This is a genomic window from Streptomyces sp. BF23-19 (assembly GCF_041106355.1).
Classification (GTDB): Bacteria; Actinomycetota; Actinomycetes; order Streptomycetales; family Streptomycetaceae; genus Streptomyces; species Streptomyces virginiae_A.
The window spans coordinates 165,793-180,240 of the sequence record NZ_JBGBPT010000003.1 but is presented as its reverse complement, the minus strand read 5'-3'; the positions used below and the strand labels follow the sequence as shown (position 1 = coordinate 180,240).

Genomic DNA, 14,448 nt, shown 5'->3' with positions numbered 1-14,448 from the left:
GCCGAGGAAGCGGGCATCGAGGTGCTCAAGCCCCCCCCCCCCCCCCGCCCGGCCGGTGGCCCGGGCGGTCACCGAGAGTCGCGCCGGCACCTCGGGCAGTTCGCCCTCGCTGAGCGCGCTGATAGCGCCGACCTCGCAGACGACGGCTTCGTCGGCCAGGTAGAGATCGTCACCGAGGTAGCTGAACCACGAGGTCACGGCGGCGCGCAGATCGTCGATGCGTACGTCGTGCAGGGACTGGAGGATGCCGCCGAGGTGGTCGAGCATCGCGTCCTGGTTCTGCAGGCTCCCGTGCTTCTGCGGGACGAAGGTGCGGGCGTCCTCGGTGCCGGAGAGTGCGGCGGAGAGCTTGGGCACGGTGCCGTCGCCCCCCTCGTCCGCGTCCCCGCGGTGCATCAGGGTCTCGACCTTGTGATCGGCGAGCCGGGCCGACTGCAGGGTGGGCTGGTCCATGCCGACGATGGGGTGGTAGACCACCTGGTTGGACTCCCAGGCGGATTCCTGCCGGTTGGCGGTGGCCGCCTTCTCCATCTCGCCGAAGAAGTCGGTGAGGTGGCTGCTCCACTGCGGCTGCCAGCCGGGCAGCCCGGCGTTGGCCGGGGTGGCCGCCTCGCCCTCCGGGCCGAACACGCACTTGTAGACGGGTACGAGCTGGTGCAGGCCGGTGAAGGAGCGCAGCAGGCGCGTGAGGTCCTTCTCGAAGGGGCCGAACCGCTTCTGGAAGCCGTTGCACAGGAACTCGACGGCATTGAGCGAGCCGTAGTACGGGGTCCCGAAGGTCACGATGGCCCGGGTGTCCTTCCAGCCGCCCAGCGCCTCGACGAAGTAGCGGGAGACGAGCCCGCCCATCGAGTGCCCGATCAGGACGAGCTGGGCCGCCGAGTTGCCGCTCGCCCCGCGCCAGTCCCGCAGCCAGGTGGCGCTCTGCTCGGCGAGCCTGCGGGCGGCGACCCGGTTGTCGCGCCGCCAGTCGTACGGGAACGGGAAGTAGTTCCGGCCCTTCTGCAGGTCGAACCGGGCCAGCAGGAACTTCTCGATCGCCGTGTAGCCGTCGATCTTCCACAGGCCGGGCAGGGTGTGCAGATCGGGCACGAGGCGATCGGCGGCGACGCCGTCGCCGAGATCGTCCACGAGCCAGTCGTCCTCACGGAGTTCGAGGGATTCCAGCGAGCCTCCCAGGCTCGCCAGCGCGCCCAGGACCGCCGAGGCGGAGGGCGCCCACACGTCCTTGCCGTTCCTGGTCAGCACGCTGCCGCCGATTCCGGGAAGCAGTACGACGACATCGGCCATCGGGATCCTGGCCATGAGTGGCCTCCTAGGGGGTGTCTTGTCGGTCAGGGTGGATCAGGGAGCGGTGGTCGGTGCCATGGGGTCTCCCCAGGCCCGCCAGGGCCGAGGGGAAGGCTCGCAAGGCGGACGAGGGAGGCGACGCGGAGCGTCGCCGACCGAGGACGACGCGGCGAGGCGCGCTGCCGGCCGCCGCGAGCCCGGCCTGACCGACAAGACACCCCCTAACTGCCCCCTGGGCGGACGAAGGGATCGGCCGCGTCCCCGTAGTGCTGGTAGGCGGCCCAGGAACTCCAGCGCTGCCCGCTGGGCGTGACGTCCGGGCCGGCGGGGCCGGCGGAGCCGTCCGGGCCGCTCGGACCGCCCTGGCTGTCGGGGCCCTGCTCCTGCCGGCCCGCGGCGCGCAGCCCGTAGAGGCGCCTGCGCGCGGCGCGGACGGCGCCGCCCACCGTCGGGGTCGCCTCGCCGGGCCCGCCCTTGAACAGGTGCGTGTAGAACTGATCGGCGAAGGAGATCCCCTGGTCGTCGGGGATCCGCCAGGCCGCCCCGATGTAGTGCCCCACTCCCATGCGCAGGAATTCGTCGGCGAGGCTCGGCACGAGCGCCGCCTGCGGGTTTCCCCAGGGGCTGCGGCCCGCGAGGCCCGGCTCGACGGCCGGGGTGCCGGGGCCGGTGGCGTCGCCGAGCCGGGCCGTGTAGCAGGCATTGGCGACGACGATCAGGGGCGGGCGTTCGAGCAGGGCCAGTTCCTGGGCGGTCAGCAGGCCGTCCGCGAAGACCCAGCCCGAGCGCCGTCCCGTACCGGAGAGGTCGAAGTCGCTGTGCCCGCAGTAGTGGACGATGTGGTTGCCGCCGCACAGCAGGACCCGCAGGACGTCCAGGCGCCGGGCGGGGTCGACGCCCGGCTGACGCAGCGAGTTCGCCGCGCCGACGAAGAGGCTGACCTTGGCCCCGAGCTCCTTGAGCCGGGAGGCCACCGCGAGGGCCTCCTGGCGGGCTCCCGGCAGGTGGAAGCCCTTCTCCGGGTCTCCCGGGTCGCCGATCACCAGGGCGCGCAGCGGTCCGTCCGCCAGACCCTCGGTCATCACCCGCGAGTAGGTCGTGCGCAGTTGTCTGGACAGCTGGGTGCGGATCGCCAGGGGATCTCGCTTCTCCATCCCGGCCTGCTGGATCTCGGCCAGGAACTCCCAGGGGACGGAGGCCGTGTCCCGGTCCAGTTCCAGCAGCACCGTCGAGTCGTCGGTGAGCAGCCGCTGGAAGTCCGGCGGCACCACGAACCGGGACAGCAGGTCGGGCAGTTCGCACGCGTCCTTGACGCTCGGTTCCGTCAGCCGGTCGACGAGTTCCCGCAGCAGGTCCATGTCCACCGGCACGAGCCGCTCCGGTACGGTGGCCCGCCCGGTCAGCGCCGCCCAGCGCAGGCCGCCGACCCCCGACTGGACGGACATCCGGACGGGCACCGCGTCGTCCTGGGCCTCCGCCGGTCTGCGGACCGTCAGGGACAGCTCGGTGCGTTCCACCGAGGCCAGGTCCGCCAGCTGTTCGCGGATCATCCCCTGGATGTCGGGGTCGAAGCCGGCCAGCACGGTCTGCAGGACGTCCTCCCCGGCCACCGGAGCGGCGAGGCCGGTGAGCGCCGACAGGGCGTACACCGCGGCGGAGGGCCCGAACAACTCGCCGCCGCTCTCCTCGCGCAGTCCGGGGACGATCCGCACCTGGGGGAGCTTCGAGGCGGAGTCCGTGAGGGCGAGGTGGAGCTGCTCCGCGCGCAGCCGGTCGACCTCCATGACGAGTACGTCGGTGAGCCGGGGCGGCGGTGCGGGCGGGCCGAGCGGTGCCAGGGCGTCGGCGAAGCCCCGGACGAGGGCGCGGGCCGCCTGTTTGACGGTCAGATTGCCGGTGCCCGAGCCGATGAGCACGGCAGCCATGGTCGAGACGTGGCCGAGCCCGAGCGCTTCCCCGAGCAGGGAGGCGTACATCTGGACGGCGCGGCGTTCCGTCAGGGTGCCCATCGGTCCCATGCCGACGACGGCGGCGCACCGCACGGAGCCCTCCTTGCAGGGGAAGTACGTGACCTCGCCCAACTGGGCGTCGATCCAGCCGAGCTTGGTGTGCTCCGTGATGACGCGGCGAGGGTCGACGGAGATGGCCCGGTCGAGCGCGAGCTCCGCGGCGGCGGGCACTACCGATTGGTAATGGCCCGTGACGTGCAGATCGGCCGCGATCTGCGCGATGTCACCCCAGACCACCGTGATGTTGAGAGTTGGACCATCGGTGCGCGGAGGTCGGTCGGGGGCGGGAGCGGGGAACCGTGCGGGCGGGTTCGAGGCCGTCGGTACGTCCTCCAGCAGGTCAGCGATGCGAGCGGCGGCGGGGGTGCTCACCACGCTCCTCCCTTCGAGTCGCCCAAGCTTCTCGATCCGAGTGCGTCACATCTGTCTCCCCCACTGGATTATCCCACTGCTGACGGGGGCGGCCAGTGGGGCCGGGGGCGGCCCCGTCCGGGCGAGCAGGGCGGGCCGGGCGGGTCGACCGGGCCCGACGGGTCCTCGTTCCCCGGCAAAATCCGGATCAACTCGGCGTTCGGCGACCCGCGTTGCCGCCGCGGGATCATCAGGGTTAGATTCCTGGAAACTTCTCCAATTCGAGCGGGGCTGACGTGTTAGAGCTGACGGGGAGCGGGGCCGAGCCGCTGGAGGCGGAGGACCCACGCCGGATCGGGTCGATACCGCTCGCGGGCCGGCTCGGGGCCGGCGGCATGGGGCGGGTCTACCTCGGGGTCCGCGAGGGTCGCTACGTCGCCGTCAAACAGCTGCTGTCCTCGGTCGTCGGTGAGGACCAGGACTTCCTGCGCCGGTTCGGGCACGAGTTGGACAACCTCGCCCGGCTGCCCGCGGACGCCACCGCGCCGCTGCTCGACAGCGATCGCACCGCCACTCCCCCGTGGTTCGCCACCGCGTACATCCCCGGGCTCACCTTGCGCGAGGCCATCGCGCTGCACGGCGGCCCGCTGCCCGTGCGGGCGCTGTGGCTGCTGCTGCGGGAGGCCGCGGCGGGGCTGGCGGCGGTGCACACGCTGGACATGGTGCACCGGGACCTCAAGCCGTCCAACATCATGCTGACCCTGGACGGTCTCACCCTCATCGACTTCGGTGTGGCCCGGGCCGCCGAGCAGAGCCAGCTGACCCGGACCGGCATGGTCGTGGGTACGCCCGCCTACATGGCGCCCGAACAGGCCTCGGGCCGAAGGCGGTTGAGCGGCGCCACCGATGTCTTCGCGCTGGGCTCCGTACTGGCGTACGCGGCCTGCGGTCAGCCGCCGTTCGGCGACGAGTCGGGACACGGGGTGCTGTACCGCATCGTCCACGAGGAGCCCGACCTGGAGCCGTTGCGGGAGCTGGAGCCGGACCTCGCCGAGCTCGTCGCGACCTGCCTCGACAAGGACCCCGAAGGCCGCCCCACCGCCGCCGAACTCCTGGAACGCGCCTGCGCGCACGGCCCGTTCACCGACCCGCTGTGGCCGGAGGCCGTCACCGAGCGCCTGGCCGAGCGGGCCGCCTTCGCCGCGCACGTGCAGGAGCCCGACGTACCGACGATCCCGCTCACCGGGGAGAAGGCGGAACCCGAGCCGGAGCCCGGGAAGGAGCCGGCCGCGGCAGCCCCCGCGCCCCCGGCCACGGTCCGGCCGGAACCGACCGAGCGGCGCCGCCGGACCCGCGTCCTGCTCGCCGTCCTGCCCGTCGTCGTGGTCGCGGGCGGTACGACCCTCGCCGTCCAGCACCTGCCGTACACCTCCGCGCCGCAGGCCGGGGCCGGGAACTCCCCGTCCGCCCCGGTGACGGCGCCGGCCGACCCGACGGCGTCGGCGGCGGGCGGCAGCCCCTCGGGTACGGCGGCACCCGCGCAGCCGCCGGCCCAGGACCCGGGACAGGCCGGGACGGGCGCTCCCCCGGCCGGGGCCGCAGGAGGCGTGGGCGGCGCCGCCCCCGGCACCGAGCCCGGTGGCGATCCCGGTTCCGGCGCCGGCGGTGCACAGCCCGGCTCGGGCGGCGCCGCGAACTCCGGCAATGCCGGCAACCCCGCGAACGCGGGCGGCTCCGGCAGTACGCGCCCCTCCAACGGCGGGACGTCCACGGCGCCCACCACCGCGGCGCCGCCGGCGCCTCCCGCGTCCGGCACCTACCGCTTCCGCAACGGCAACAACAGCAAGTGCATCACCCAGGTCTTCGGGGCCTCGGACTACGGCGACTGCGCGGACGCGAGCGCCCGGTGGACCGTCCAGGGCAGGCCGGACGGCAGCTTCAAGCTCGTCAACGAGCGGGGCGGCGGCTGCCTGTACGCCAACATGCTCGGCCAGGCGGTCTTCGTCGGCGACTGCTCCAACGGCACCGCGCAGCTGTGGCGTACGGGGTCGGGCGGCAGCCTCCGCAACGACTTCAGCGGGGGCTGCCTCGACCTGGGCATGAGCGGCGGCCTGGTGACCAAGACGTGCGGCGGGGAGGCGTCGCAGCGCTGGACGAGGCAGAGCTAGGGGATCTTGCCGGTCGTGCGGGAACTCAGGCAGGCTGTGCGGCATGGTCTCAGTGGTGCAGAACGTGGCGATCGACTGTTCGGATGCGTATGAGCTGGCTCGGTTCTGGAGTGAGGTGACGGGTCGCCCGCTGCATCCGCAGGCCGAACCGGGCGACCACGAGACCGTGGTGATGCTCGCGGAGGGCCCGCTGCTGTACTTCAACCAGGTTCCGGAACCGAAGACCGTCAAGAACCGGATCCACCTGTGCCTGCGTCCGACGACCTCCCGTGAGGAGGAGGTCGAGCGGCTGTTGAAGCTCGGAGCCACCCTGGTCGTCGATCGCCGGCAGCCCGACGGCTCGGGCTGGGCGGTGCTCGCCGATCCTGAAGGCAATGAATTCTGCGTCCTGCGCAGCGAGTCCGACCACGCCGCGACGTCCTGAGGGTCCCGTGCCGGCCGGTCGCGGCCACGGGCCCAGGAACCGGCGGAGGCGGGCCGCGATCACTCCCCGCGAGCGCCCGGAAGCGTAGCGCGTGAACCGAGGATCCCGGTCCGTACGACTACGACTTTTGGCGGAGGGACCGGGCCTGCCGATGATCTAATCTGCGCGCTATGTGGTCTCCTCTCCTCCGCTTCCTCGCCGCCTCCGGCAAGGCGGCGGTCCTGCTGCGGTCCCTCGCAGCCTGTGTGCTCCTGGCCGCGGCCTGGGCGGATGTACGGGCCGGGGCGTTCACCGGATCGGTGTCGCCGGGCCTGCTCGCGTTGTCGGCCGCCCTCGTGGGCGTCGCCCTCGTCCCGCTGCCCCTGTTCGAAGAACCTCGGCCGTTCGTCTACGTCGGGGGCGCCGCCGCCACGGCCTCGCTGGTCTGCTCGGCGGCCCTGCACCTGGGTCACGACGCCGCCGGCGCCCCGTCCGCTCACCCCGCGTTCGAGCCGGTCGCCCTCTTGGTGGTGCTGGCCTTCGTCACCCGGCGGGGCCCGGCGTCCTCCGGCACGCCGGTCGCCCTGCTGCTGGTGGCGGCCGTCGTCCTACGTCCCCTGTCCACCGGTGTGCGGGAGGACAGTCTGATCGTCGCGCTCGGCCTCACCCTGGTCGCCGTCCTGGTGGCGGGGGCGAGTGTGACCGCGCGGCTGGTGGTGGCGGTCCGGCGGCAGCGCGCCCACCGCACCCGCCTCGAACAACGGATCGAGCTGGCCAAGGATCTGCACGACTACGTCGCCCACCACGTGAGCGGCATCGTGGTACAGGCACAGGGCGCCCGGGCGGTCGCCGCCAGGCGGCCCGACCTGGTGCTGCCGGCTCTGCAGCGCATCGAGGAGACGGGCGCCGAGACCCTCGCGTCCATGCGGCGGATGGTCGCCGGGCTCACGGCCGGCGAGAGCGACGTCGCGCCGGCCGCGCCCGCCGGTATGGATGACCTACGGGCCCTGGTACGGGGGTTCGCCCTGAACGGGGTACCGGCGTACCTCACCGAGGAAGGACCGACGGACACCGTGCCGCCCGAGGTGGCCGCGACCCTGCACCGGGTGACGGTGGAGTCCCTCACCAACATCCGCGAGCACGCCCGGCACTGCCGCCACGTCAGCGTCCATGTGCGCGTCCGTCCCCACGAGGCGGCCGTACGGATCACCAACGACGGGACGGGCCCGCGGGCCTCCCTCTCGGGCTACGACCTGAAGGGCCTCGGCGAACGCGTCACCCTGGCCGGCGGCACCTTCCGGGCCGAAGCCACCGCCGAGGGCGCCTGGCAGGTGCGGGCCCGGATGCCGCTCACCACCCGCCGCCCGGTCTAGGCGCCGCGGTCGAGGCGTACGAGCTGCTGTCCCGCATGGACGAGCAGGCCGAACGCCTCGCGGCCTACCACCGCGTCCACCGCGACAGGCTGCCGTCCGACCTGAGGTGACCGGCGCCGAGGAACAGTGAGGCCCCCACGCTCGTCGAGCGCGGGGGCCTCACCCGTTTCCGGGACGGCGGCGGGCTGTCACTCCTGGCCGAAGGCGCCGGGCTACCGGCGGAGGAGGTCAGGTCGATCCGGACCGTCCGCCACGACACGTTGTCCCTGCGCTCGATCTCCCGGATCTTCATGCCACCGCGGTGGTCCCGACGGATCGCCGCGTACAAAGCCGGGTGCCTCGACAACGCGGCAAGGTGCGGTGCCGGGCGGCAGGGGGCGCCTCCCAGCCCCCTGGGGCTGGGGGAGGATCAGGCAAGATCCGGAAGAGACGGCCTAGGCCGAGGTCTTGCCCCGGCCGCCCTTGGAGCCGCCGTTCGTCGGCGGGTAGCCGGGCCTCGCCGGTATCGGGGGCCGGGGCGGCGCCGGCAGTGGCGGAAGGGCCGGAGCGTGCAGCCAGGCGTGGAACAGCTCGTCCAGCGGCTCGGCCGTGTAGCGGGCCACATGCTGGGTGAGGCCCGCGGTGGACACCACCCCGTGGCGGTGCACCGTGGCCCAGTCGCGCAGCATGCGGAAGAAGGCGCTGTCGCCCAGCGCGCAGCGGATCGCGTGCAGGGTGAGGCCGCCGCGCTGGTACAGGCGGTCGTCGAACATCAGCTTGCGGCCGGGGTCGGCCAGCCGCAGGTCCCGTGGCTGCGAGGCCAGCAGCCGGTGTGCGGCGATCGCCAACTCGTGCGCGGTGCGGCCGCCGGAGCGTTCCGACCAGAGCCATTCGGCGTACTTCGCGAAGCCCTCGTTCAGCCAGATGTGCCGCCAGTCGGCGATGGTCACGCTGTTGCCGAACCACTGGTGCGCGAGTTCGTGGGCGATGAGGCGTTCCGAGCCGCGGACGCCGTCCACGTGGTTGGCGCCGAAGGTGGACAGGCCCTGTGCCTCCACGGGGACGTCCAGTTCCTCGTCGGCGACGACCACCACGTACTCGCCGAAGGGGTAGGGCCCGAAGAGTTCCTCGAACAGGGCCATCATGGCGGGCTGCCGGGCGAAGTCGCGGGAGAAGCGCGGCAGCAGGTGCGCCGGCACATGCGCGCTCTGCGGTACGCCCCCGAGGCCGGGGTCGCCGAGGAGCACCGTCTGGTACATGCCGATGGACAGGCTGACCAGGTAGCTGGAGGTCGGCGCCGACTGCTCGTAGACCCAGGTGGTCGTGCTGGCCTTCGTCGTGCGCGTGAGGAGCCGGCCGCCGGCCACGACCGTGTACGGGGACGGCGTGTTGACCGAGATGTGGTAGGAGGCCTTGTCGGCGGGCCGGTCGTTGCACGGGTACCAGGAGGGCGCGCCGACGGGCTGGCTGGCCACCAGCGCACCGTCGGTCAGTTCCTCCCAGCCGATGCCGCCCCAAGGGCTGCGCACCGGCTTGGGGTTGCCCGCCCAGTGCACCTCGACGGTGAAGGCGGAGCCGGCGGGCAGCGGCTTGGCCGGGCGGATACGCAGTTTGCCGCCGCGGTGGGTGTAGTGCGGCGCCCGGCCGTTCAACAGGACCCGGCCTATTCTGAATTCGGCCAGGTTCAGGTGGAACTCGGCGAGCGGCGCCCGCCCGGCGATCGCGCTGAGCCGGGCCGTGCCCGCGAGCCGGTTGGGCCCGGGACGGTATTCCAGAGCGAGTTCGTACCGGTGCACTCGGTAACGGGAGTCGCCGTTGGCCGGGAAGTACGGGTCCGATGGCTCTGTTCTCTGGCCGCTCACTGCCGCTTCCGCTCCCTGCGCTGTGCTCGTACGACGTGCTGGTGTACCGGTGTGCCGGTGCCGCCCTGCTGCCTACCGCGGCGGGGAGGGCCCGGTCAGGACCGCCACGCCTCGATGGGATTGCCCAGCCAGCGGGTGTCGGCGGGGACGGATTCCCCGGCCATCACGAGGGATGCGGGGCCCAGGGTGCTGCGGGCCCCTACCGTGCTCCCGGGCAGGACGATTCCGCCCGGGCCCAGGGTGGCGCCCTCACGGAGCACCACAGTATCCGTCCTCAAGATCCGGTCGTGGAAGAGGTGTGTCTGCAACACACAGCCGCGGTTGACGCTGACCCCGTCGCCGAGCACCACCAGGTCCGTCTCGGGGAGCCAGTAGCTCTCGCACCACACGCCCCGGCCGATCCGGCCGCCGAGCGCGCGCAACCACAGGGCCAGCACCGGCGTGCCGGGGACCGATCCGGCCAGCCACGGCACGGCCAGGACCTCCACGAAGGTGTCGGCCAGTTCGTTGCGCCATACGAAGCCGCTCCACAGCGGGTGCTCCCCCGTCCGGTGCCGGCCGACCAGCAGCCATTTGGCGGTCACCGCGACCGTGCAGGCGGCCGTTCCGGCGATGAGCAGGACCGCTCCGGACAGGAGCGCGGCTCCCCAGATCCCCGGACCGCCGCCCGTGATCAGGGCGCAGAGAGCCGCCCCGGTCAGCACGGCCAGGGCGGCCGAGCAGAACACCGGGACGAGCCGGCACAGCTCGACGAGGCCGCGCGCCCACAGCAGCCGCGCGGGGGGCTCGTAGGTACGGCTCTGATCGGCGTCCGCGGTGGACCGGGGCAGTCGGACCGGCGGGAGTCCCAGGTAGGAGCTGCCCTTCTTGGCCTTCTTCGGGGTGGCGGACAGGACGCCGACCAGTCCGTCGTCCGGCACGGAGCGGCCCGGGGCGGTCATACCGGAGTTGCCGAGGAAGGCGCGGCGGCCGATCTCGGAGTGTCCGATGCGCATCCAGCCGCCGCCGAGCTCGTAGGGGGCGGTCAGGGTGTCGTCGGCGAGGAACGCGCCCTCGCCGACGGTGGTGAGGCTGGGCAGGGCGAGCACGGTGGACACCTCGGCGCCCCGGCCGATCTTCATTCCGAGCAGCCGCAGCCACACCGGGGTGATCAGTCCGGCGTACAGCGGGAAGAGCGTCTCGCGGGACAGGTCCATCAGCTGGGTGACCGTCCAGGCCTGCCAGCCGACCCTGCTGTGCGTCGGGTGGGTGCCGGTCCGCAGGCCGAGGCTGAGCAGGCGTACGAAGACCAGCAGCAGGGCCGCGTACGCGAACCCGTAGGCGAGCGCCGCGGGCACCACGGCGAGCAGCGCTCCGCGCAGTGCTTCGGTGAGCCCGGCGTCGGCGGGCACGAAGCGGCTGACGACGAGCAGGGCGGGCAGGGCGGCGAGCACGGGCAGGGCGGTGAGGCCGAAGCCGGCCGCTCCGTAGGCGGCCCGCCAGGGGAGTCCGCGCGGCGGGCGTTCCCCCGGCCAGTTGTGCTTGGCCTTGCCGAGTTTCCCGGCGGGTGCGCCGGCCCAGCGCTGGCCGGTCGGGATCTGTCCGACGACGGCGGAGCCGGGGGCGACCTCGGCGCGCTTTCCGACCCGCGCGCCGGGGAAGAGGATGCTGCGGGTGCCGACCACCGCGCCCGCGCCGACCTTGATCGCGCCGATCTCCAGGTGGTCCCCGTCCAACCAGTGGCCGGTGAGGTCCACCTCGGACTCCACGGCGCAGCCGCGGCCGAGTTTGAGCATGCCCGTGACCGGCGGCAGGGAGTGCAGGTCCACCTCGGGGCCGATCTTGGCGCCGAGGGCCCGGCCGTAGCGTTCCAGCCAGGAACCGGTGAGGGAGGTGGCTCCGACGCATTCGGCGAGCCGTTCGGCCGTCCAGAGCCGCAGGTGGACGCTTCCGCCGCGCGGATGGCGTCCGGCGCGCACGCCGCGCAGCAGGAGGCGGGCGCCGCCGGCGGCGATCGCGAGCCGGCCGGGCGGGCTGAAGAGCAGGAGCGCTCCGGCGGCTACGAGCCACCACGAGGCGGTCGGCGCCCACGGGAAGGGCCCGAAGTGGTGCAGGACGTTGCCCAGGGCCAGCAGGGCGACCGTCCAGCGCAGGCCGACCAGGGTGAACAGCGGGATCAGCAGCAGCGACTGGGCCACCTGGGAGCGCAGCGGGACCGGTGCGACGGTGCGGGCCGCGCCGTCGCCCTGGGCGGACTTCTCCAGGTGGCGGGCCAGCTTGCGCAGGGTGGGCTGCTGGTAGATGTCGAGGACGGCGGCGCTCGGGTAGCGGGTGCGCAGCCGGGTGGTGAGCTGGGCGGCGGCGAGGCTGCCGCCGCCGATCGCGAAGAAGTCGTCGGCGGCGCTGGTGACGGTGACGCCGAGGGCTTCGCCCCACTGCTCGGCGAGCCAGGCCTCGGTGCCGTAGAGCTGCTCGGTGGGGCCGGAGGTCTCCAGGTCGGGCAGCGGCCAGGGCAGGGCGCCCCGGTCGACCTTGCCGGAGGTGCGGGTGGGCAGTTCGGCGACGGGTGCGAGCAGCGGTACGAGGGCGGCGGGCAGTTCGGCGCGCAGCCGGGTCACGGCGGCGGCGTGGTCCCAGCCGTCCTGGGTGACGAGGTAGCCGACGAGCAGCTGGTTGCCGCTGCGGGCGGTGCGGACGGCGGCGGCCGCGCCCGCGACGCCGGGCAGGGCCTGGAGCGCGGCGTCCACCTCGCCGAGTTCGATCCGGCGGCCGCCGAGCTTGATCTGCTCGTCGGCGCGGCCGAGGAAGACGAGGCCTTCCGGTTCGGCGCGTACGAGGTCGCCGCTGCGGTAGGCGCGCTGCCAGCCGAGGGTTTCGAGCGGGGCGTACTTCTCGGCGTCCTTGTCGGGGTCGAGGTAGCGGGCGAGGCCGACGCCGCCGATCACGAGCTGGCCGCTGCCGCCCATGGGCACCGGCTCCCCGGACTCGTCGACGACGGCCAGTTCCCAGCCGTTCAGCGGGAGACCGATGCGGATCGGCTCCTCGCCGGTCAGCAGGGCGGCGCAGGCGACGACGGTGGCTTCGGTGGGCCCGTACGTGTTCCAGACCTCGCGGCCTTCGGTGACCAGGCGCTGGGTGAGTTCGGGCGGGCAGGCCTCACCGCCGAAGATCAGGAGCCGGACCTCGTTGAGCGCTTCGGGCTCCCAGAGCGCGGCCAGGGTCGGCACGGTGGAGACCACGGTGATCTCCTGCTCCACGAGCCAGGGGCCGAGGTCGGCGCCGCTGCGGACCTGGGAGCGGGGTACGGGCACGAGGCAGGCGCCGTAGCGCCAGGCCAGCCACATCTCCTCGCAGGAGGCGTCGAAGGCGACGGAGAGTCCTGCCATGACGCGGTCGCCGGGGCCGATGGGCTCCTCGGCGAGGAACAGGGCGGCTTCGGCGTCCACGAAGGCGGCGGCGCTGCGGTGGCTGACGGCGACGCCCTTGGGCTTGCCGGTGGAGCCGGAGGTGAAGATGATCCACGCGTCGTGTTCGGGGCCGGGGCGGGAGGCGGGGGCGCGGGCGCCGGACTCCGGGGCGCTGCCGGAGTGGATGCGCTGTCCGCCGCCGAGGACGGCGCGGACCCGGGCCTCGCCGAAGACGAGGTCGGCGCGTTCGTCCGGGTCCTCGGCGTCGACGGGTACGTAGGCGGCGCCGGCGGCGAGGACGGCGAGGACGGCCACGTACAGCTCGTTGGTCCCGGACGGCACGCGGACGCCGACCCGGTCGCCGAGTCCTACCCCGGCGGCAGCGAGGGCCCGGCGCCGGCGCTCGACCTCGACGGCCAGTGCCCGGTAGGTCAACCGGGTGGTTCCGTCGTCGAGGGCGAGCTCGTCGGGGTGGGCCCGTACGGTCGCCTCGAAGATGTCGACGAGGGTGCGGGTGGGGGCGGCGGGCCCGGCGGTGAAGCGGGCGGACTTGCCGGACTCCTCCAGCGTCTCCCCGTCGTCGAGCAGAGTGAGTTCACCGTGCTCAGGTGTGACTGCCATCGGCCCTCGCGTCTCGTTCCCGGCAGCATCCGGGTCGCCGGCGGAGCCCGGGTCTGCCCAGGTTGTTCCGGCCCAGCGCCAAACAACCCACCAGTCTAGTGCGCCATCAAGGATTTTCTTGTTGAAGGCTTGCGCGTGGCCGGGAAGAGACGGTAATGGCGTCGCGAAATGTGGGTGAATTCCGACGGTCGGGCCGCTCCGGGAGGCGGCACGTGGGGCGAGGGGCAGGGGCAGGGCTGGACCGTATCGGCGGCCGCGCTACGCGCAGTCCCGGCACAGGCCCCGGTAGGTGACCTCGACACCGGACACCGCGAAGCCGAAACGCTCGTCCACCGGGAGGCCTGCGAGCGGGTCGTCCGTCGGGTGGACGTCGCGGATGAGTCCGCAGGCGGAGCACACCAGATGCTGGTGCGGGTGGTGCGCGTTGGGGTCGTAGCGCTTGGCCCGGCCGTCGGTCGTCACCTCCGCGACCTCGCCGAGGGCCACCAGCTCGCCCAAGGCGTTGTAGACGGTCGCCCGGGAGATCTCCGGCAACCGCTGCGCCGCGCGGGCGTGCACCTCGTCCGCCGTGAGGTGCACGTGGTCACCGTCGAGGACCTCCGCGACCACGCGCCGCTGCGACGTCATCCGCCAACCACGCCCGCGCAAACGCTCCAGCAGGTCACTCATATCGGCCCACCTATTCAGTTTCGACGGGGTGCCCCGAAGTTTATCGGCGGACATCCGGGATCCGATCGAATGTGGACCTGGTGTCCTTCTTGACTTGGATTCCGTCCATCGTAGGATCGGTTTCGTAGATAGCCAAGAGACAGGAAGACTCCAGAGCGGCAGGTGACACATACGTGACGGATCACCGCCGAGGAGCTGCCCGGTGCCGGCACGCGCGCACCGGCCGCCGGCGTCCCGCTTCTCGCAACCGTCCGGGACGGTGACCCCTCGGCCGTCGAGGCGATCGACGAGGCCGAGCCCATGCACGTGGGGCCCCGCGCCCCGGCTGTTCCATCGC

Annotated in this window: 8 protein-coding genes and 1 pseudogene; 4 read left to right on the top strand and 5 right to left on the bottom strand. The window is 73.0% G+C overall.

The window, feature by feature from the left end; translation table 11 throughout:
- On the bottom strand, positions 1-1,305 hold a 1,305-nt coding region (locus tag AB8A24_RS03195; RefSeq protein ID WP_369474588.1), incomplete at its 3' end, for a hypothetical protein.
- A gap of 206 nt (positions 1,306-1,511) precedes the next feature.
- Positions 1,512-3,671 (bottom strand): CHAT domain-containing protein, encoded by a 2,160-nt coding sequence (locus AB8A24_RS03190; protein WP_369474587.1) that lies wholly within the window; start codon positions 3,669-3,671, stop codon positions 1,512-1,514.
- Positions 3,672-3,946: 275 nt separating this feature from the next.
- Here AB8A24_RS03190 and AB8A24_RS03185 point away from each other — a divergent pair, with 275 nt between their 5' ends.
- From AB8A24_RS03185 to AB8A24_RS03175, 3 genes are all read left to right on the top strand, one after another.
- The gene (locus tag AB8A24_RS03185) at positions 3,947-5,818 is read left to right on the top strand and encodes a protein kinase (RefSeq protein WP_369474585.1); all 1,872 of its coding nucleotides are present in this window, start codon (positions 3,947-3,949) and stop codon (positions 5,816-5,818) included.
- A 43-nt stretch (positions 5,819-5,861) separates the two neighbouring features.
- On the top strand, positions 5,862-6,242 hold the full coding sequence (locus AB8A24_RS03180) for a VOC family protein (protein WP_266479659.1): 381 nt from the start codon (positions 5,862-5,864) through the stop codon (positions 6,240-6,242).
- Between the two features lie 170 nt (positions 6,243-6,412).
- Entirely contained in the window at positions 6,413-7,594 is a 1,182-nt protein-coding gene (locus AB8A24_RS03175; RefSeq protein WP_369474584.1) for a sensor histidine kinase, read from the top strand.
- 434 nt (positions 7,595-8,028) lie between these two features.
- Here the strand turns inward: AB8A24_RS03175 and AB8A24_RS03170 are convergent, their stop codons facing one another.
- From AB8A24_RS03170 to AB8A24_RS03160, 3 genes are all read right to left on the bottom strand, one after another.
- The gene (locus tag AB8A24_RS03170) at positions 8,029-9,435 is read right to left on the bottom strand and encodes a M1 family metallopeptidase (RefSeq protein ID WP_328959903.1); all 1,407 of its coding nucleotides are present in this window, start codon (positions 9,433-9,435) and stop codon (positions 8,029-8,031) included.
- 95 nt (positions 9,436-9,530) lie between these two features.
- On the bottom strand, positions 9,531-13,442 hold the full coding sequence (locus AB8A24_RS03165; protein WP_369474583.1) for a Pls/PosA family non-ribosomal peptide synthetase: 3,912 nt from the start codon (positions 13,440-13,442) through the stop codon (positions 9,531-9,533).
- 258 nt (positions 13,443-13,700) lie between these two features.
- A complete protein-coding gene (locus AB8A24_RS03160) occupies positions 13,701-14,111 on the bottom strand; it encodes a Fur family transcriptional regulator (RefSeq protein WP_369474582.1) in 411 nt (136 codons plus the stop codon).
- A 180-nt stretch (positions 14,112-14,291) separates the two neighbouring features.
- On the opposite strand from AB8A24_RS03160, the pseudogene AB8A24_RS03155 reads away from it, so the two are divergent.
- Positions 14,292-14,396 (top strand): annotated as a pseudogene (locus tag AB8A24_RS03155) (transcriptional repressor); the annotation flags it as partial.
- Between the last annotated feature and the right edge of the window lie 52 nt (positions 14,397-14,448).

Coding starts and splice junctions, on each gene's coding strand:
- AB8A24_RS03165 (WP_369474583.1), bottom strand. CDS start 13,442: ATGGCAGTCACACCTGAGCACGGTGAACTCACTCTGCTCGACGACGGG.
- AB8A24_RS03180 (WP_266479659.1), top strand. CDS start 5,862: ATGGTCTCAGTGGTGCAGAACGTGGCGATCGACTGTTCGGATGCGTAT.
- AB8A24_RS03175 (WP_369474584.1), top strand. CDS start 6,413: ATGTGGTCTCCTCTCCTCCGCTTCCTCGCCGCCTCCGGCAAGGCGGCG.
- AB8A24_RS03160 (WP_369474582.1), bottom strand. CDS start 14,111: ATGAGTGACCTGCTGGAGCGTTTGCGCGGGCGTGGTTGGCGGATGACG.